The sequence below is a fragment of the Pyrodictium brockii genome (assembly GCF_055379715.1).
On the sequence record NZ_AP042401.1, the window covers coordinates 18507 to 37612 of the forward strand.

The following is a 19106-nucleotide window of genomic DNA, read 5'->3' on the forward strand; positions in this document are numbered from 1 at the left end:
GGCTATCCATGAGAAACCCGTACCCGAGCATAGAAAGGCTCATGGAGATACAGTATAGGATAGCGAGCAGGGTCTGGAAGACCCTCCAACCGCTACCAAGGCCTCCACGGAGAGCAGTGGGGCTAGACGCGGCTTATTCGAGGAGGTACGGCGGGCTTGCTGTAGCAGCGCTCGTCGACACGGCCAGTGGACGGCTGCTAGACTACTCCGTGGCCCTGGGCGAGCCGGCGCTCGAATACATCCCCGGCCTCCTCGCTTTCCGTGAAGCCCCCCTCTTCTACACGGCCGTCCAGCACCTTAGAGAGGACTTTGACCTAGCAATCGTAGATGGCCACGGGATCTCTCACCCCCGGAGGGCGGGCATAGCGACACATGTAGGGCTGGCGATAGGTAAGCCCACAGTGGGTGTCGCTAAGAAAAGGCTCCACGGCTCCGAGATCCGCGTGCAGGATCCTAGCAGCTGCAGCAGCCACCCCTGTGTTCTAGGCTACCTCGTTGATGATGAGAGCCGGCGTATGGCCTATGTGGTGCTTCCGAGTAGGAGGACGAGGAACCCGATATACGTGAGCCCAGGCGCCTATATAGATCTTGGCTCGGCGCTCCAGGTGGTTCTCAGCCTCCTCCGCGGCACAAAACTCCCGCTCCCAACCCACTATGCGGATAAGATATCGAAACGCCTGGCTAGAATGCTTGACGAAGGCGCCGTGTCGCCTAGACAGCTCAAGAAGGGCCTAAGGAGGATCGAGGACTTCACCGGCGGCTAGTCTATCACACCCGTTACTCTCGCTAGCCTCTCGGCGGCCTCCCAGGTTAGCCCAGTCTCCCCGAGTATTGTGTACCTCTCTGGCCTAAGCTTGTGGGCCATGGTTAGAGCCTTTATCACAGTCTCATCGTCTATGCCGAGATCGCGGGCCCTCACGGGGAGCCCGAGTTTCATAAGGGTTTTCCTTACCTGCCTCCAGTCGCCGCCATGGAGATACATCATCATTATTGTTCCAAGCGCCACCTGTTCCCCGTGTAGCGCCCTGCCTGGCGCTAGCAGGTCGAGTGCATGGCTAAAGAGGTGCTCGGAGCCACTGGCAGGCCTCGTAGAGCCGGCTATACACATAGCTACACCACTACTCACAAGCCCCTCCACCAGAACACGGACAGCCTCCTTAGACCCTCTACCTATCTCAGCAGCGTACTCCATCACATGCTTAGCCGAGAGAAGGGCCAGCTTAGCCGCGTACTCGCCGTAGTACTCGCCCTTCAGCCGGTGCGCGAGCCTCCAGTCCCTTATCGCGGTAAGCTTGGCCACCAGGTCTCCCGCGCCAGCCCTGATAAGCCGTAGCGGGGCCGACGCGATTATATCTATATCCGCGACTATAGCTGCTGGCGTCGCGCTTCGAACCGAGAAGGGCTTATTGAGGCCCCGGAGCGAGGCGAATGGTGAAGCAATCCCGTCATGGGACGGGCTCGTAGGCACACTGATGAGCGGCACCCCTAACTTGTGGGCAACATACTTAGCCAGGTCCACCGACTTACCCCCGCCAAACCCTATGACCAGCCTAGGCGAGCGCTCTGCAGCCTCGCTACTCAGCCGCTCAGCGTAGTCTACACTAGGTTCTCGAGCCTCCAGGGCCTCGAGCTCCACAACGTCCTCGAGGACCGAGCGGAGCCTCTCGCCATACTTTCTCCACACGTTCGGCCCCGTGATGACGACGGCCGCGGCGCCCCTAGCGCCAAACGCCTCTACCAGCTCGCGCGGAGACCTCAGCGCGTTGCTCCCTATGATTATTCTCGAGGGCAGCTCTATGGAGTGCAGCATCCCGCCTCCAGGCCCCGCCTGCAAGCTATAGCCGCCAATCCGCGGATATAGTATTAAACTCCCGGTCTTCACCCACGCTTGTTAGCATGGTAGAGGAGTTTTGCTGCAGCGCCGCCTACCCGGCGAGGAGAGGCTAGCCGCGGCTCTGGAGAAGGGCCTGCACGGCACAACCACTGTAGGGCTACGAGTAAGGGATTATGTGGTACTAGCAGCTGACCGTAGAGCCACAGCAGGCTACTATGTGGCTCATAAGCGGACCCGCAAGATCATTAGGATAGCCGACTACATGGCCGTGACCACCGCAGGGCTCGTCGCCGATGCCCAGATGCTCGCAGAGTGGCTCTCAAGCCACCTCCACTACTACTCAATGGTCACAGGCAAGAGGATGAGCGTGAGCGCCGCAGCCCAGTACCTCGCAGCTATACTCCACTCGTCCCGCCTCTACCCCTACATAGTGCAGCTCCTCCTAGGGGGCTACGACGACAGGCCCAGGCTCTATAACATAGACTGGTTTGGCAGCATGACAGAGGAGAGATACGTAGCCACGGGCTCAGGCTCGCCCACGGCGATAGGTGTTATAGAGGACGGTTATAGAGAGGATATGAGCCTTGAAGACGCTGTGAGCCTGGCGCGCCGCGCCGTGCTGTCGGCCACCCGCAGGGACGCCTTCAGCGGCAATGGTATAGACATCGTGGCTATAGGTAAAGGATTCTATCAGGAGTACCACTACACTATTGAGGAGGCATTGAAACTGGAGAGAGCATAAATGCTCTAGCGCCGAAGCAGCAGCATGCACAAAAAGATTATAAAGGAGGGGTCCGCGACACCTCTACCGTGCGGCCCATATTGTAAGGACCATGTCAATGACACTTTTCGCTTACCATATGGCGCCGTGCTTTACGCAGTCAAGCCGCCTCGTAGTCGTCTTGGGCGGAGAGCGCCCTCCGTCTTCCCTCCGGGTTTACCTAGGCTCGTGCCTTAGTCGCCACGTTGGCCGGTGCCCGGTGTGGAGCCTTCATGAGAGGTGTCGCTCTCTGCGGCACGCATTTGCGGCAAGCCTCTAGGCGCTTTGGTGCAGGCCTCCCTAATGCTTAATGGGGTGCATCTGGTCTTGTACAGGAGGAGTGAGGTAAAGAACATAGTGTTAACCATAATGTCCCAGCTAGCGCCTAGGGATATCCAAATATCCCGTATAGAGTTCGAAGGGCCAGAGATAGCGATATATGTAAAGAACCCCAAGGTGCTTGCTGAGCATCCCGATATAGCTAAGGGTATAGCTAAGAAGCTGAAGAAGAGGATAGTGCTGCGCACAGATCCCTCAATAAGGAGGAGTAAGAGAGAAACTGAGGAGGTGATTAAGCAGCTCGTCCCGGAGGAGGCAGGTATACAGGAAATAAAGTTTGATGAAGTTCTTGGAGAGGTTATAATCAAGGCTCGGAAGGTTGGCCTGGTCTACGGTAAGGGCCGCTCGATATACAACAAGGTGCTGGCGGAGACGGGCTGGAGAATGAATGTCATAAGAGTGCCTCCAGTCGATGAGCGGGACATGAAGACAATAAACAGGATTGTAGACTACATGCTTTCGCAGAGCAGTTATAGGCTAAGCTTCCTACGGAGCAGCGGAGAACGCATACATCGAGGAGTGGTGTTCGAGAACAGGTATGTAAGGATAACAGCCCTCGGCGGCTTCATGGAGGTAGGCCGCTCCGCTATACTTGTCGAGACTAGCGAGAGCCGCATCCTCCTCGACCTGGGTATAAACCCTGGCGGCAGCGGCTATGACCTGTACCCGCGTATAGACGTGGACCAGCTTAAGCCAGAGGAGCTCGACGCCATAGTCGTGACTCATGCCCATCTAGACCATGTAGGCCTGGTCCCCTACCTCTTCAAGTACGGGTACCGCGGCCCCGTCTACGCTACCAAGCCCACCAGAGACCTCATGGTGATTCTCCAGCTGGACCTGCTGGATATAATGCAGAGAAACGGGCAGCGGCCGCCTTATTCCCAGCACGAGGTCAAGAAGATGATTCTCCACACGATTCCGCTCGAGTACGGGGAGGTCACGGACATAGCGCCCGATGTTAAGCTCACCTTCTACAATGCAGGGCATATCCTCGGCTCGGCTATGGCCCATTTGCACATAGGTGAGGGGCTCCATAACATAGTCTACACCGGAGACATGAAGTATGCTAGGACGAGGCTCCTGGACAAGGCCAACACAGTGTTCCCGAGGGTCGAGACATTGATAATGGAGAGCACTTATGGGGATCGTGGCCAGCCTCCCAGGGAGAAGGCTGAGACAGAGCTATTGGAGGTCATAAGCCGGACAGTGTCCCGCGGCGGGAAGGTGCTCATACCAGTGCTGGCTGTAGGCCGTGCGCAGGAGATACTACTTGTGCTGGCTGATGCGCTTAGGAAGAGCCGCCTGCCCAAGGAGACCAAGGTGTATATTGACGGTAGCATTAGGGAGGTTACGGCGATACATCTCACCTACCCAGAGCTGCTGTCCCCCAGTGTGAGGGCTGGGATACTCCGTGACGAGAACCCATTTTATCATGATAATATAATAAAGATTGAGAATAAACGGATGCGCGAGGAGATAGCTAAGTCTAACGAGCCCGCGGTAATACTAGCGCCGTCGGGCATGCTTGAGGGAGGTCCCTCGGTGGAGTATCTCCGCATGCTGGCGGGTGACCCGAGGAACGCGCTGGTGTTCGTCAGCTACCAGGCTAAAGGCACCCTCGGCAGAAGGATACTTGATGGCGAGAGGAATATAGCGATGGTTGGCGAGGATGGCAAGCTCGAGCTGGTGAGGATCAACATGGAGGTGGTGCCCATCGAGGGCTTCTCGGGCCACTCTGACAGGAAGCAGCTCCTCAACTTCCTAGAGCATATGAGGCCGAAGCCCCGCAACATCATACTCAACCATGGCGAGCCCAATGCTATACGCTCTCTGGCAGAGACTATAAGAAGGAGGAGCCGGAAGCTAGGCTTGCCGCCAGACGTGAGGATCTACACGCCCTCAGTGCTCGACTCCCTATACGTGGCGGGCCAGGTCTAGAGGTTTTCAGCCAGCTTCCAGTACCTGTCCCCTAGATGGTGGAGGCTCTCTGTAACGCGCCCCTTCTCCATCTCCTTTATTTCGCTGCTGTTGTAGAGCGCCCTGTGCACTGCAAGGGGCAGGAGCCTCGAAGGCTCCACTATTACCACTATAGCGTCCTTATCGAACTCCGAGGCTATGCTCTCTATCCCGGGCCTCATCAAGTCGGCGCCGCGTGAGATAGGCTTAACGGCGCCCTGATCGACCACTATGTAGGGTAGCCAGTCCCGGTAGCCATGGCGCAGGAGAAGCCGCAGGTGTGGAATCAGGACCCTGCTGGCCTCTATGAAGGCGGGCACCCCGTCGAATACGAAGAGCTTAATACCGTCTTCTACCGCTATCTCTATACTGCTGAACCTGGACACGTCGAAGCGAGGGTAAAGCTCCCGGAGGCGTTGCAGCAGCAGCCGCTTATCCTTCTTGGAGAGCTGCCATCTGCGCATGATATCCTCCACCGGCGTGGCGTGGAATGTAGGGGAATTCCCTATAAAGCCCCCTGGACCTGCTTCGGGCTCCGGGGTGGGCAGGACTATGGCTGAGACGACGCACCGCGTGCTCGGCGACAGCATAGGTAGCATAGTTCTAGTGAAGCTTAAGGGCACCAACGAGGTCAGGGGCAAGCTGAAGAGCTATGACCAGCACCTGAATCTAGTGCTTGAGGATGCTGAGGAAATATACGAGGATGGTAGGACTAGGAAGCTCGGCACTATAGTTATACGCGGCGACACTGTGCTGCTCATATCGCCGGCGCAGTTCTAGTGCCCTAGAAGCCTGCAGCTAAAAAGGGTGATGGCAGTGAGTAAAGGCACCCCCTCGTTCGGCAAGATGAGTAAGAATTACACCCACATACGCTGCCCCCGCTGCGGCCGCCACTCCTACAACGTCGCCAAGGGCTACTGCGCCGCCTGCGGCTACGGTAGGAGCAGAAGGCTCCGCCGCTACTCCTGGATGAACAAGAAGGTTAACAGAACCCGTCTCCGCTAGCCGCCGGGTGTTGGGGCTCCATCGACCCCTCGCCCGCCTCAAGCCCCTCGAGGGGTGTAGCTCGTGGCACGGCAGAAGAAGTTTAACATATTAGAGCATGACCTGGTACCTCGGCATGAGATTGTGCCCCCGGAGGAGGCGGCGCGTATACTGCGTGAGCTGGGTGTGAGGCCGGAGCAGCTGCCTTGGCTTCGTGTCACAGACCCTGTAGCCAGGGCTATAGGGGCTAAGCCCGGTGACATTGTGAGGATTTACAGGAAGAGCCCTACCTCGGGAGAGGTGGTTGTGTACCGCTATGTTGTAGGCTACTAGGCCTTCCGGTGCATTGTCATGCTTAGGCCTTCACTTCACCCTCTGCGCGTCTCCATCCCTGCCCGCTCTCATGCCGTGTGGTGGGGGTGATGTGTTCTGGCTCAGCAGACATTTCCCAGTGCTGAGGATAGATGGCTTGTAATGAAATCCTTTATAGACGAGTTCGGGCTCGTGAAGCAGCATATAGACTCCTACAACAGGTTCGTAGAGAAGGAGCTGAAGGAAATAGTTAAGGAATTTGGCGTTATATCTACACCGAGGAGGGAGTACGAGGTACGTATAGTGGACGTGGAGCTAGGCGAGCCAATGGTCATAGAGAGTGACGGCAGCGAACACCCAGTCACCCCGATGGAGTGCCGTATACGCGACCTCACCTACGCGGCCCCGATAAAGGCCAAGGTGGTGATAGTAGAGAACGGGATAGAGAGGGAGCCGGAGGACGTTATACTAGGCTTCCTCCCCATAATGCTCCGCTCCAAGGCGGATCCGCTGGCCCGCTGCTTCTACGAGGGCAGGCCCAGGGAGGAGTGTGAGCGCATACTCGTAGAGGCTGGCGAGGACCCGCGCGACCCTGGCGGCTACTTCATAATCAATGGCTCGGAACGTGTAGTGGTTATGCAGGAGGATCAGGCGCTCAACAGGATACTGGTTGGTAAGGCCAGGGCCGGCACGGGAAGCGCCGTTTACACCGCTAAGGTGATCTCCTCCTATGCAGGTGCGAGGTACCAGCTAATACTTGATATGCATAAGGACGGCACGCTTCACATATCCATGAGCCGTGCGCTAAGCAAGATACCCTTCGCTATAGTGATGCGTGCCCTCGGGCTCGAGAGCGACCGCGATATAGTGCTGGCAGTTAGCCCTGACCCGCAGATACAGCAGACGCTTATCCCCTCCCTTGAGCAGGCGCGCGCGATAAACACGGTGGAGGACGCGCTAGACTTCGTGGGTAGCAGGTTCCGCGAGGGTATAGGCAAGCCTAGGGACCAGCGTATACGCGTGGCCGAGAGGGCGCTTGACCACATACTCCTGCCCCACATCGGTACCCGGCCGGAGGACCGGCTGCGGAAGGCCCTCTTCCTGGGCCAGATGGCCGCTAAGCTCCTAGAGTATGTGCTGGGCCGCCGCGAGGAGGACGATAAAGACCACTATGCCAACAAGCGTATCCTCCTAGCCGGCGACCTCATAGCTATGGTGTTCCGTATAGCCATGAGAGCCCTTGCCTACGATATTAGGCAGCAGCTGGAAAAGCTCCGTGCCCGCGGCAGGCACGCGACAGTCAGGATGATCATACGCTCCGATATTATAACCAATAGGCTGCGGGAGGCTCTCGCCACCGGCAACTGGCCCGGGCAGAGGACCGGCGTAAGCCAGATACTGGACCGCACCAACTGGCTCTCGATGCTCAGCCACCTCCGCCGCGTAGTATCCCAGCTCAGCCGCAGCCAGCCCCACTTCGAGGCCCGTGATGTGCACGGCACCCAGTGGGGCAGAATATGCCCCTTCGAGACCCCTGAGGGCCCCAACTGTGGCCTTGTCAAGAACCTCGCGCTAATGGCGTACGTCTCGCCTGGCGCCGACGAGAAGGAGGTAGAGAGGCTGCTCTTCGAGCTAGGCGTCCAGGACGCGGTTACGCTGTTTAACGAGGTGCGTAAGGCCGGCTACTACCCGCCGGAGCTGCAGCAGTGGAGCAAGGTGTTCCTCAATGGTAGGTTGATAGGCTACCATCCCGACGGCGAGGCCCTGGCTAGGGAGATCCGGAGCCTGCGGCGCAGCGGCAAGCTCCCGCCCGATGTGAACGTGTCGCTCTACAAGACCAAGTACATCAACGAGGTCTATATAAACACCGATCCCGGCAGGATACTCCGCCCAGTCTTCGTAGCGGAGAAGGGTAGGCTCGTCTACAGCCCCGAGCACGCCGAGAAGCTGCGTAGGGGAGAGTGGAGATTCACCGACCTCCTCCGCCACGGCGTGGTGGAGATGCTGGACGCGGAGGAGGAGGAGAACACCTACATAGCCCTGAACCCGGAGGATCTCACCCCCGAGCACACCCACATGGAGATATGGCCTGCTGCCATCATGGGTGTGACCGCCAGCGTCATACCCTACGCGGAGCACAACCAGTCGCCGCGTAACACCTACCAGGCGGCTATGGCCAAGCAGGCTCTGGGCCTCTATGCTGCCAACTTCCAGATACGTGTCGATACGCGTGCCCACCTGCTCCACTACCCGGAGAAGCCTCTGGTGCAGACCCGCACACTTGACGTGATGGGCTTTAACGACCGCCCCGCCGGCCAGAACATGATAGTTGCTGTCATGTCGTTCACCGGCTACAACATAGAGGACGCCATCATAATGAATAAGTCCTCGATAGAGCGCGGCCTAGCCCGCTCCACCTTCTTCCGGCTATACGCCACTGAGGAGCGCCGCTACGCGGGCGGCTTGAGCGACAGGATAGAGAAGCCCGACACAAGTGTAGAGGGCTCAAAGCCTCCGGAGATGTACCGCAAGCTAGATGCTGACGGCATCATAAGCCCCGAGGTGGAGGTTGCCGGCGGGGAGGTGCTTATAGGCAAAACCAGTCCGCCGAGGTTCATGGAGGAGTACCGCGAGTTCGGCACGGTCTCAGTGAGGCGCCGCGACACCTCGGTGACCATGAGGCACGGCGAGAAGGGCTATGTCGACACGGTGATACTAACTGAGAACATCGAGGGCTCCCGGCTAGTCAAGGTGCGTGTCCGCGATCAGCGCATACCTGAGCTGGGCGACAAGTTCGCCTCCCGCCATGGCCAGAAGGGAGTCATAGGCATGCTCATACCCCAGTACGATATGCCGTTCACGGAGGATGGTATAACGCCGGATCTAATAATCAACCCCCACGCGTTCCCCTCGCGTATGACCCTCGGCCAGCTCTTCGAGGCCATAGCGGGCAAGTACGCGGCCATATACGGCAGGTTCGTGGACGGGACGCCCTTCGCCAAGGAGCCTATAGAGAACCTTAGGATAGAGCTGCTGAAGGCCGGCTATGCCCCCGACGGCACCGAGCTAATGTATGATGGCCGCACTGGTGAGCTGCTCCGGAACCCGATACTGGTGGGCATCGTGTACTACCAGAAGCTGCACCACATGGTAGCGGATAAGATGCACGCCCGCGCCAGGGGGCCGGTGCAGGTGCTCACCCGCCAGCCCACCGAGGGCCGTGCCCGTGAGGGCGGCTTGAGGTTCGGCGAGATGGAGCGCGACTGCCTTATCGGCCATGGAGCGGCTATGCTGCTTCGCGAGCGTATGCTGGAGAGCAGCGACAAGTACGTGATGTACGTCTGCGAGAAGTGTGGCCACATAGCCTGGTTCGACCGGAACAAGAGGAAGTACATCTGCCCGATACACGGCGACAAGGGCAAGATATCCGCGGTTGTTGTCCCCTACGCGTTCAAGCTACTCCTCCAGGAGCTTATGAGCATGTGTGTGATGCCCAGGCTCCGGCTCGCCCCTAAGCACGAGTGGAAGCCGCAGGGTGAGTAACCATGGTAGTCGAGGAGAAGATAATCAAGGAGATAAAGTTCGGCATACTATCCCCCGACGAGATACGCCGGATGTCAGTAACAGCCATAGTCACCAGCGATCTCTACGACGAGGACGGCCGCCCGATACAGGGCGGCCTTATGGACCCGAGGCTAGGCGCCATAGCCCCGGGGCAGATCTGCCTCACCTGCGGCAATGACGCGAAACACTGCCCCGGCCACTTCGGCCACATAGAGCTAGCCCGGCCAGTCATCCACGTCGGGTTTGTCCGCTACATCTATGATGCCCTCCGCGCCACATGTAGGCGCTGCGGCCGCCTCCTGCTCCCGGAGAACGAGCTGCAGCGCTACCTCCGCCTGCTCGAGAGGCTGGAGCAGCGCTGGCCCCTGCTGGCGCAGCTCCTCGTCACCGTTGTTAAGAAGAAGGCCGCCAAGGTCACCGAGTGCCCCCACTGCGGCGAGCGCCAGTACAAGATAGTCCTTGAGAAGCCCTACAGCTTCTACGAGGAGCGCCCGGAGGGCCGTGTACAGCTGAACCCGCTGGAGGTGAGGACACGGCTCGAGAGGATATCCAATGATGACGCGAGGCTCCTGGGCCTGGACCCGCAGGAGGCTAGGCCGGAGTGGATGGTCCTCACGGTGCTCCCGGTGCCGCCGATACATGTGAGGCCCTCAATAGTGCTGGAGACCGGTATAAGGGCTGAGGACGACCTCACCCACAAGCTCGCGGACATAGTGCGTACCAACGAGAGGCTCCGGGAGCTGCTGGAGAGTGGTGCGCCCCAGGCGCTGATAGATGAGCACTGGCTTCTCCTCCAGTACCACGTGGCCACCTACATAGATAACGAGCTGCCCCGCATACCAGTGGCCAGGCACCGTGGCGGTAGGCCGTTGAAGGGCCTGGCCCAGAGGCTCAAGGGCAAGGAGGGCAGGTTCCGCGGCAACCTCAGCGGCAAGCGTGTCGACTACTCCGCCCGCACTGTGATCTCCCCCGACCCGAACATCAGCATCAACGAGGTCGGCGTGCCCGAAGCTATAGCGAAGACCCTGACCGTGAGGGTGCCGGTGACCCCCTGGAACCTGGAGGAGATGCGCCGCTACGTGCTCAACGGGCCTGACCGCTGGCCCGGCGCCAACTACGTGATAACCAAGGACGGCAGGAAGATAGACCTGCGCTACGCTGATAGGAAGCGTATAGCAGAGATGCTTGAGCCCGGCTGGTATGTGGAGAGGCACCTCAAGGACGGCGATATAGTGCTCTTCAACCGGCAGCCTAGCCTCCACCGCATGTCCATAATGGCTCATGTAGTGAAGGTTCTACCGGGCAAGACCTTCCGCATCAACCTGCTAGTATGCCCACCCTACAACGCCGACTTCGACGGCGACGAGATGAACCTCCACGTGCCGCGCACCGAGGAGGCGCAGGCGGAGGCCCGCGAGCTGATGCTGGTGCAGTACCACATACTATCCCCGCGCTACGGCGGCCCGATAATAGGCGGCCTGCAGGACTACATTAGCGGCGCCTATCTGCTCACGAGCAAGGCGACGCTCCTCAGCCAGGAGGACGTGGTAGACCTGCTCTCGGCCGCCGGCTACCGCGGTGAGATACCAGAGCCGGCGATACTCTCCCCAAAGAAGAGGTGGACCGGCAAGCAGCTGGTGAGCCTGTTCCTGCCCAAGGACTTCAACTTCCGCAGCAAGGCGCGCGTGGCTGCCGGCATCTTCCTCTGCGAGGACGAGTGGTGCTGGAACGACTCGTTCATAACCATTAAGGAGGGTGAGCTGCTCACCGGTGTGCTCGATAAGAAGGCTATTGGAGCAGAACAGCCCAAGAATATGATGCACTGGCTTATCAAGGAGTATGGTACCGACTATGCCCGCTACGTGTACGACAACATGTTCAAGATGTTCATAAGGTTCATAGAGAAGAGAGGCTTCACGATGACAGTCGACGACGTGGCGCTGCCCAAGGAGGCCAAGGAGAAGATCCGCGAGATACTCCGCGAGGCCGAGAAGAAGGTATACGAGCTGATCGAGATATACAAGCAGGGCAAGCTAGAGCCCGTGCCCGGCCGCACTCTCGAGGAGTCGCTGGAGCTGCGCATACTTGACGTGCTGTCCGACGCCCGTAAGAAGGTAGAGGACGTGGTGGTAGACTACCTAGACCCATTCAACAACGTATACATAATGGCTCGTACCGGCGCCAGGGGCAACGAGCTGAACATCACCCAGATGGCCGCCCTGCTGGGCCAGCAGTCGGTGCGTGGCGAGCGCATACACCGCGGCTACCGTGGCAGGTTCCTGCCGCACTTTAAGCCCGGCGACCTGGGGCCGGCGGCGAGGGGCTTCGTCTACTCCAGCTTCTATGACGGCCTCTCGCCGCTGGAGGTGTTCTTCCACGCAGCTGGTGGCCGCGAGGGCCTAGTTGACACTGCTGTGCGCACCTCGCAGAGCGGCTACATGCAGAGAAGGCTGGTCAACGCGCTGCAGGACCTGCGCGTGGAGTATGATGGCACGGTTAGGACTCCGCAGGGAGAGGTCGTGCAGCTCGTGTATGGCGAAGACGGGGTGGACCCGATGAAGAGCGCGCACGGGAAGGCCGTGGATATAGACCGGGAGATAGAGCGTGTGATAGGCTGGAGGGTGTAAGCCATGGACGGCCTCATATACTCCTGGGAGGAGTTTAAGCCCCGCATAGAGGGCTACCTGGCCGAGGCCCGCAAGAAGCTGCCCAAGCGCATATACGAGGAGCTTGAGGGGAAGCTGCGCGAAACCGTCGAGAAGCACGGCCTCACGGTGGAGGAGGCTGAGAAGATAATCCGCTATGTGCTGGACGAGTACGAGTATAGCATGGTGGAGCCGGGCGAGCCCGTGGGCACGGTGGCGGCCCAGTCCATAGGCGAGCCCGGCACCCAGATGACGCTACGTACCTTCCACTACGCGGGCATCCGCGAGTTCAACGTAACCCTGGGCCTCCCACGTTTTATCGAGCTTGTCGACGCGCGCCGCGAGCCCTCCACCCCCATAATGTACATCTACCTCGACGAGGAGCACCGCTACGACGAGAACAAGGCCAAGGAGGTGGCGCGGAGGATAGAGTACACCAGGATAGTCAACGTGGCCTCGGAGATAGACATAGACCTGGCCAACCTGCGCATAGTCCTCCGCCTGGACCCAGTGATGCTCGAGGACAAGGGCGTCACTGTGGACCAGGTTAAGAAGACCCTGGAGAGGCTGAAGCTGGGCAAGGTGGACCAGGATCCCTCGAACCCCATGGTGTTCTACATACAGCTCGAGCCTAGCGAGGGCTTTAGCCTCATAGACCTGCAGAAGAAGCGGGAGAAGGTTCTCAATGCGAAGATCAAGGGTATTAAGAAGATAAGGCGTGTGATAATACAGTCTATGACCAACGAGGAAGGCAGGACGGAGTACTTCCTTGTGACCGAGGGCAGCAACCTCAAGGAGGTGCTTGAGGTCCCCGGGGTGGATCCACGGAGGGTGTACACTAACAACATACACGAAATAGAGGAGGTTCTCGGCATCGAAGCTGCCAGGGCAATGCTGATAAAGGAGATGAAGGACGTGCTGGACGAGCAGGGCTTAGACGTGGATATACGCCACATAATGCTGGTGGCGGACATAATGACCATGACTGGGAGGGTTAGGCAGATAGGCCGCCACGGTGTGAGCGGCGAGAAGCCCAGCCCGCTGGCCAGGGCCGCGTTCGAGATGACTACACAGAACCTCTTCGCCGCCGCTACGAGGGGTGAGGTGGACAAGCTCCTAGGGGTGACCGAGAGCGTTATAGTGGGTGGCGTGATACGGGTCGGTACCGGGATGGTAGAGGTACGTATGAACCTCTCCCAGCTCGCAAAGGCCATGGCTCAGGCTAGGATCGAGCAGCGGGGTGGCTCCCAGTGAGCATGGTCCAGGTCACGGATATAGAGAGGGAGCTTGTAAACGCGCTCAAGACGGGTAGGGTTGTGATAGGCTCGAGGAAGACGCTGCGCTACGTTAAGACCGGCAAGGCCAAGGCGGTTATCGTGGCCTCCAACGCCCCGCCGGAGATAAGGAACGATATTATCTACTACGCGAGGCTCGGCGGTATACCGGTCTACGTCTACCCGGGCACGAGTGTAGAGCTCGGAGCCGTCTGCGGTAAGCCATTTACGGTAGCTAGCCTGGCAGTCCTCGACTCCGGCAGCTCCCGTATACTGGACCTCATAGAGGCTGCCCAGGGTAAGCAGGAGAAGTAGGCGGGCGGAGGTGCTGTAGTCGGCCTTGGTGGATATAAAGCTGACGGCTGAAGAGATGCGCTACATGGCGCTCCTCCAGGACCTCACCGGAGCGATAGCACGCGACTGCATAGTGGATAACGAGAACAACCGCGTGATCTTCCTGGTTAGGCCCGGAGACGCGGGCAAGGCTATCGGCAGGCGCGGCTCTAACATCAATAGGCTGCGTAAGCTCCTAGGCAAGGAGATAGAGGTTGTAGAGTACGCCGACGACCTAGAAGCCATGGTGAAGAACCTCTTCGCCCCCGCACGTATACTAGGCGTCAGGGTGGTGCAGCGCAACGGGAGGAAGATACTCTACGTCACCGTGGACCCCAACGATAAGGGCCGCGCGATAGGGAAGGGAGGCCGCAAGGTCTCGGTAGCCCGCATAGTGCTGAAGCGGTACTTCGACATAGACGAGATAAAGATAAGATAACCCCTCGCCCCAGCCTGGCTTCCAGCACCGGGGCTAGACGGGAGGGTGCAGGACCATGACCGGCAAGAAGTCCCCCAACGGGCTGTTCGCGGCGCGGAAGCTCAGGCGCAAGAGGCTCAAGTTCCGCTGGAGCGAGCGCGAGTTCAAGATACGCATGCTGGGCCTTAAGAGGAAGTACGACCCCCTCGAGGGCGCCCCTATGGCCCGTGGGATAGTGCTTGAGAAGGTCGGTGTCGAGGCGCGCCAACCGAACTCCGCCGTGCGTAAGTGCGTCCGCGTGCAGCTCGTCAAGAACGGCCGCGTCGTCACAGCCTTCGTGCCCGGTGACGGCGGGCTACTAGTAGTGGACGAGCACGACGAGGTGCTGATAGAGGGTATCGGCGGCCCCCGCGGCCGCTCCATGGGCGATATCCCGGGTGTACGCTACAAGGTTGTCACCGTCAACGGGGTCTCGCTGAAGGCTATACTCGAGGGCCGCAAGCAGAAGCCGCAGCGCTGACCCCCACACGCCTCCTTGCCTCAGCCTCACTGCATTCAGCGGCGTTTTAGGCTACGCCCTGAGGGCTTACTCCCCGGCTGGGAAGAAACCGAGGGCAGGGTCCTCGAGGGTCTAAGGCTCTACATCCTCGTCCTCCTCTCCCCCTTCCTCGCTAGATGACCTCTCATACATCTCCTGCTCGTCTACGAGCCTCTTGGATACGTAGATGGGTTTCTTGAATAGCCTTGCCAGGAAGATCGCGTGACTGGGCACCATTCTCCGTATCATGTAGAGGCCTCCTAGGTTGAAGCTGGCCTTGGCCGTGTAGAGGAAGGTGCTGTAGTCTATCTCGTCTATAACCACTTGTTCGAGGTGTCTTCCCAGCTCCTCTATCAGCGAGCGGAGGTCGGCGAGGACGTCGAAGACTGTCTCTCTTCTCTCCTGCATTGGAGCGCTGTTCTCCTCCAGCCTGTTGAGCGCCTGCACTATCTCGAAGGGCACGTTGTAGAGCGTGAACTCTCTGCCATCCTCGAGCTCCAGCACTATTACTGGTATGTGTGGCGGGTTCGGCATAACCATGGCGGTTACGCTGCGGGCCTCGAGGAGGACGTCGCTGGAGCGGGGTGGGGGCATTCCGGCTCAACCCCGAGACTCCTGGTGCAGGGCTTCAAGGCTCTATTACTCTTCTACACGGTGCCCGGGTCTAGAGGCCATTGGGGCATGCTCCCCCTCTAGAGGACGGTGTGCTGCAAGCCTAAATTTACCCGGGGGCCGGCTGGGCTGCCCTCTACACGGGTGGTGCTGTGGCTGTAGCCGAGCAGGAAAAGTCTTTCAAGGCTGGCATGGATCCTGCCAGGATCAAGCTGTTCGGGAAGTGGGGCTTCGAGGGCATAGAGATTAGGGACCCAGGGCTCAAACGCTATATAAGCCTGAAGCCTGTCTGGCTACCGCATACCGGTGGCAGGCACGAATACCGCCGCTTCGGCAAGTCCGAGGTACCTATAGTTGAGAGGCTAATCAACAAGCTAATGCGCCCCGGCCGCAATATGGGTAAGAAGCACCTAGCCTACAACATAGTGAAGCAGGCCTTCGAGATCATATACCTCCGCACCGGCGAGAACCCCATCCAGGTACTCGTACGCGCTATAGAGAACTCGGCGCCCCGCGAGGACGTGACAAGAATAATGTACGGTGGTATAACCTACTTCGTAGCGGTCGACGTGGCGCCCCAGCACCGTGTGGACGTGGCATTGAAGCACCTAACCGAGGGAGCCAGGTCTTGCGCCTTCAACAACCCCAAGCCTATAGAGGAATGCCTAGCCGACGAGATAATAGCGGCAGCCAACAACGACCCCAAGAGCTACGCCATACGCAGGAAGGAGGAGATTGAGAGGATAGCGCTAAGCTCCAGGTAGCATCTCGGAGTACTCCACTAAGCATTCTTCACTAAACCTTTATAAGAGCGTTTCCCGGAAGCTGCCCCTCGGCAAGAAAAGGAGAAGGTGCTGGGGGAAGGGCCATGAGCCAGCAGAAGCCCCACATAAACCTGGTAGTAATCGGCCACGTAGACCACGGTAAGAGCACCCTGGTAGGCCACCTGCTATTCCGTCTAGGCTTCGTCGACGAGAAGACCCTCAGGACCCTGGAGGAGGAGGCTAAGAAGAAGGGTAAGGAGTCGTTCAAGTTTGCCTGGCTTATGGACAGGCTCAAGGAGGAGCGTGAGCGCGGTGTAACTATAGACCTCAGCTTCGTGAAGTTCGAGACAAAGAAGTACTACTTCACCATCATTGATGCTCCTGGCCACAGAGACTTCATCAAGAACATGATCACTGGTGCTAGCCAGGCCGACGCCGCCATCCTAGTCGTGTCTGCCAGGAAGGGTGAGTTCGAGGCCGGTATGAGCGCTGAGGGTCAGACCCGCGAGCACCTAATACTCGCCAAGACTATGGGTATTGACCAGATAATAGTGGCCGTTAACAAGATGGATGCCCCCGATGTAAACTACAGCAAGGAGAGGTACGAGCAGATAGTAGCAGTCCTCAAGAAGTTCATGAAGGGCCTCGGCTACAAGGTGGACCAGATACCCTTCATACCGGTATCAGCCTGGACCGGCGAGAACCTGATAGAGCGCAGTCCCAACATGCCCTGGTACAACGGCCCCACCCTGGTGGAGGCCCTCGACAACTACATACAGCCCCCCAAGAAGCCCATTGACAAGCCCCTGAGGATACCCATACAGAACGTCTACACCATACCTGGCGTCGGCACAGTGCCTGTCGGCCGCGTCGAGACCGGCGTACTGAAGGTCGGCGACAAGGTAGTCTTCATGCCGCCTGGTGTAGTCGGCGAGGTCCGCAGCATAGAGATGCACCACCAGCCCATACAGCAGGCTGAGCCCGGCGACAACATAGGCTTCAACGTCCGTGGCGTCTCCAAGAAGGATATAAGGCGCGGCGACGTTGCGGGCCACCCCGACAACCCGCCCACCGTCGCCGAGGAGTTCACCGCCAGGATATTCGTGATATGGCATCCCAGCGCCATCACCGTCGGCTACAGCCCGGTGATACATGCTCACACCGCCAGCGTGGCTGCTAGGATAGTGGAGATACAGGCTAAGCTCGACCCGAGGACCGGCCAGGTGGTTGAGAAGAACCCGCAGTTCCTAAAGATGGGCGATGCCGCCATAGTGAAGTTCAAGCCTATCAAGCCTATGGTGATTGAGAAGTACAGCGAATTCCCGCAGCTCGGCCGCTTCGCTATGAGGGATATGGGTAAGACTGTCGGCATAGGCGTAGTGATCGACGTCAAGCCGGCCAAGGTGGAGATAAAGAAGAAGTAAGGAGCTGCCATGTTTTTAAGCCCCTCCTACAGCCCAGCAACCCTCTCCGCCCACGCGTCCTCTCTTGTCCTTGCCTCCCTTGGCTGGTCCTCTTAGCGGGTATGGCCTGCCCTCCGGCGGCCCCCGGCGTGTAAGCCCTTTAAACCGGTGTAGAGCGAGGCCTAGCTCCAGGGGGCACTAGGCTATGGTGCAGCGTGCCGAGATAAAGCTCTGGAGCACTAACGTGGAGAACCTAAACATGGTTACAGACCAGATCAAGAAGATTGCGCAGAAGTCGGGGGTCCGCATCCGCGGCCCTATACCGCTGCCTACGAAGAGGCTGATAGTCCCGACCCTCCGGCTGCCCCATGGCGAGGGCTCCAAGAAGTGGGACAAGTGGGAGCTGCGTATACATAAGCGCCTAGTGATACTCGATGCGGATGAGAAGGTTATGAGGCAGATAATGAGGGTTCGCGTCCCCGAGGACGTCTATATCGAGATACGCCTCCGCTAGGTTGTTTCCCCTCCAAGCCGGTCCTCCAGACCCAGGGTTTCCTCCCCTCAGCCCGCAGGGCTAACCCAATAATAGCCCCGGGCCTTCCCGACCCTTCTACATGGGCACAGGGGCTCATACACATCCTGGGCGCCGGGGTGCCCGAGCGGTCTAAGGGGCCGGCCTTGAGAGCCGGTGGCCGCGCAGGCCGCGCGGGTTCAAATCCCGCCCCCGGCGCCACACCCTCGGAACAATGGATCCTCCCGCGGCCTCTGGCGGCCTGCGCTCCGCCGGGCTCTAGGGAGGCCCTATCACCCTGGTGCGTGCCAGGCGCCTCCCCCGGGGCTGAGAACGCCATGTTGTGTTTTTAACGCCGCCTCTGCCCTGAAGGCTCTCTTGTACCCGGTGCACCTTTGTGCGGCATGGGCTGCTGCCAGCCCTGGCCCTCCTGGCGTCTTGGCCCCTCGGTGCTGCCGCAGCCACTGTGGGGGAGGTGCGCGGCCGGTGCCTGGCCTGCCACGTTACCCCCGGCGGGCCCTTCCGCTACCCGGTGGTGCAGGGAACTGAGTACAACCTTTTCCGCGGCATTGTAGTCCTGGGCAGCCTACTGGTTTTCCTCTACGGGCTCTACTGTTACCTAGCCCGGTGGACTCGCGGCGGGCAGCGGCTCCCCTGGGACCGTCTCGGGGAGAGGCTGCGCAGGCTGGCTGCCGTGGGGCTGCTCCAGTCGCGCGTGCTCCGGCAGCCCCTGGGTGGCGGGATACACCTGCTGATATACTTGGGCGGCGTCCTCCTGCTCCTGGCCGGTCTGGTCTATCTCGCCGGCCCGCCTGGGACCCGGTACCCCAGCGGCCCGGTATTCACAGTGTTCAGGGTG

18 protein-coding genes and 1 tRNA gene are annotated in these 19106 nt (G+C 59.3%); 16 read left to right on the plus strand and 3 right to left on the minus strand.

The window, feature by feature from the left end; all coding sequences use genetic code 11:
- The first annotated feature begins 8 nt into the window (after positions 1–8).
- Positions 9–764 carry an endonuclease V gene (locus tag ACZ42Y_RS00170; RefSeq protein WP_058370333.1) on the plus strand — a complete coding sequence of 252 codons (756 nt, stop codon included), beginning with the start codon at positions 9–11 and terminating at the stop codon, positions 762–764.
- Here the strand turns inward: ACZ42Y_RS00170 and ACZ42Y_RS00175 are convergent.
- A complete protein-coding gene (locus ACZ42Y_RS00175) occupies positions 761–1810 on the minus strand; it encodes an NAD(P)-dependent glycerol-1-phosphate dehydrogenase (protein ID WP_464735497.1) in 1050 nt (349 codons plus the stop codon). The two genes, ACZ42Y_RS00170 and ACZ42Y_RS00175, sit on opposite strands and share 4 nt — an antisense overlap.
- A 100-nt stretch (positions 1811–1910) precedes the next feature.
- On the opposite strand from ACZ42Y_RS00175, the gene psmB reads away from it, so the two are divergent.
- The gene (gene psmB, locus ACZ42Y_RS00180; protein ID WP_338052268.1) at positions 1911–2576 is read left to right on the plus strand and encodes an archaeal proteasome endopeptidase complex subunit beta; all 666 of its coding nucleotides are present in this window, start codon (positions 1911–1913) and stop codon (positions 2574–2576) included.
- A 321-nt stretch (positions 2577–2897) separates the two neighbouring features.
- Positions 2898–4871 (plus strand): beta-CASP ribonuclease aCPSF1, encoded by a 1974-nt coding sequence (locus ACZ42Y_RS00185; RefSeq protein ID WP_168371352.1) that lies wholly within the window; start codon positions 2898–2900, stop codon positions 4869–4871.
- Here ACZ42Y_RS00185 and ACZ42Y_RS00190 read toward each other — a convergent pair.
- A complete protein-coding gene (locus ACZ42Y_RS00190) occupies positions 4868–5353 on the minus strand; it encodes a DUF1947 domain-containing protein (protein WP_058370330.1) in 486 nt (161 codons plus the stop codon). The two genes, ACZ42Y_RS00185 and ACZ42Y_RS00190, sit on opposite strands and share 4 nt — an antisense overlap.
- An 88-nt stretch (positions 5354–5441) precedes the next feature.
- Between ACZ42Y_RS00190 and ACZ42Y_RS00195 the strand changes: the two genes are divergently transcribed.
- The 9 genes from ACZ42Y_RS00195 (at position 5442) to ACZ42Y_RS00235 (ending at position 14939) form a co-directional block, all read left to right on the plus strand.
- Positions 5442–5669: an LSM domain-containing protein gene (locus tag ACZ42Y_RS00195; protein ID WP_058370329.1), complete on the plus strand. Its 228-nt coding sequence runs from the start codon at positions 5442–5444 to the stop codon at positions 5667–5669.
- A gap of 36 nt (positions 5670–5705) precedes the next feature.
- Positions 5706–5894: a 50S ribosomal protein L37e gene (locus ACZ42Y_RS00200; RefSeq protein WP_058370328.1), complete on the plus strand. Its 189-nt coding sequence runs from the start codon at positions 5706–5708 to the stop codon at positions 5892–5894.
- 63 nt (positions 5895–5957) lie between these two features.
- Positions 5958–6206 carry a DNA-directed RNA polymerase subunit H gene (locus ACZ42Y_RS00205; RefSeq protein WP_058370327.1) on the plus strand — a complete coding sequence of 83 codons (249 nt, stop codon included), beginning with the start codon at positions 5958–5960 and terminating at the stop codon, positions 6204–6206.
- Positions 6207–6347: 141 nt separating this feature from the next.
- A complete protein-coding gene (locus tag ACZ42Y_RS00210) occupies positions 6348–9728 on the plus strand; it encodes a DNA-directed RNA polymerase subunit B (protein WP_058370326.1) in 3381 nt (1126 codons plus the stop codon).
- 2 nt (positions 9729–9730) lie between these two features.
- On the plus strand, positions 9731–12376 hold the full coding sequence (gene rpoA1 / locus ACZ42Y_RS00215) for a DNA-directed RNA polymerase subunit A' (RefSeq protein WP_058370325.1): 2646 nt from the start codon (positions 9731–9733) through the stop codon (positions 12374–12376).
- Between the two features lie 3 nt (positions 12377–12379).
- Positions 12380–13648 (plus strand): DNA-directed RNA polymerase subunit A'', encoded by a 1269-nt coding sequence (gene rpoA2 / locus ACZ42Y_RS00220; protein WP_058370324.1) that lies wholly within the window; start codon positions 12380–12382, stop codon positions 13646–13648.
- A 2-nt stretch (positions 13649–13650) separates the two neighbouring features.
- Positions 13651–13983 carry a 50S ribosomal protein L30e gene (locus tag ACZ42Y_RS00225; RefSeq protein ID WP_058371346.1) on the plus strand — a complete coding sequence of 111 codons (333 nt, stop codon included), beginning with the start codon at positions 13651–13653 and terminating at the stop codon, positions 13981–13983.
- A 25-nt stretch (positions 13984–14008) separates the two neighbouring features.
- Complete coding sequence (locus ACZ42Y_RS00230) at positions 14009–14440, plus strand: NusA-like transcription termination signal-binding factor (protein WP_058370323.1); 432 nt, start codon at positions 14009–14011, stop codon at positions 14438–14440.
- A 55-nt stretch (positions 14441–14495) separates the two neighbouring features.
- Positions 14496–14939, plus strand: coding sequence for a 30S ribosomal protein S12 (locus tag ACZ42Y_RS00235; RefSeq protein WP_058370322.1), 444 nt, complete (start codon positions 14496–14498; stop codon positions 14937–14939).
- Positions 14940–15050: 111 nt separating this feature from the next.
- On the opposite strand, the gene ACZ42Y_RS00240 is transcribed toward ACZ42Y_RS00235, so the two are convergent.
- A complete protein-coding gene (locus ACZ42Y_RS00240) occupies positions 15051–15551 on the minus strand; it encodes a bifunctional nuclease family protein (RefSeq protein ID WP_058370321.1) in 501 nt (166 codons plus the stop codon).
- A gap of 209 nt (positions 15552–15760) precedes the next feature.
- On the opposite strand from ACZ42Y_RS00240, the gene ACZ42Y_RS00245 reads away from it, so the two are divergent.
- The 4 genes from ACZ42Y_RS00245 (at position 15761) to ACZ42Y_RS00260 (ending at position 18469) form a co-directional block, all read left to right on the plus strand.
- Positions 15761–16333 (plus strand): 30S ribosomal protein S7, encoded by a 573-nt coding sequence (locus tag ACZ42Y_RS00245; RefSeq protein ID WP_058371345.1) that lies wholly within the window; start codon positions 15761–15763, stop codon positions 16331–16333.
- A gap of 104 nt (positions 16334–16437) precedes the next feature.
- A complete protein-coding gene (gene tuf, locus ACZ42Y_RS00250; protein ID WP_058370320.1) occupies positions 16438–17757 on the plus strand; it encodes a translation elongation factor EF-1 subunit alpha in 1320 nt (439 codons plus the stop codon).
- Between the two features lie 184 nt (positions 17758–17941).
- The gene (gene rpsJ / locus ACZ42Y_RS00255) at positions 17942–18250 is read left to right on the plus strand and encodes a 30S ribosomal protein S10 (RefSeq protein WP_058370319.1); all 309 of its coding nucleotides are present in this window, start codon (positions 17942–17944) and stop codon (positions 18248–18250) included.
- A gap of 131 nt (positions 18251–18381) precedes the next feature.
- Positions 18382–18469 (plus strand) — tRNA-Ser (locus ACZ42Y_RS00260).
- The last annotated feature ends 637 nt before the right edge of the window (positions 18470–19106 follow it).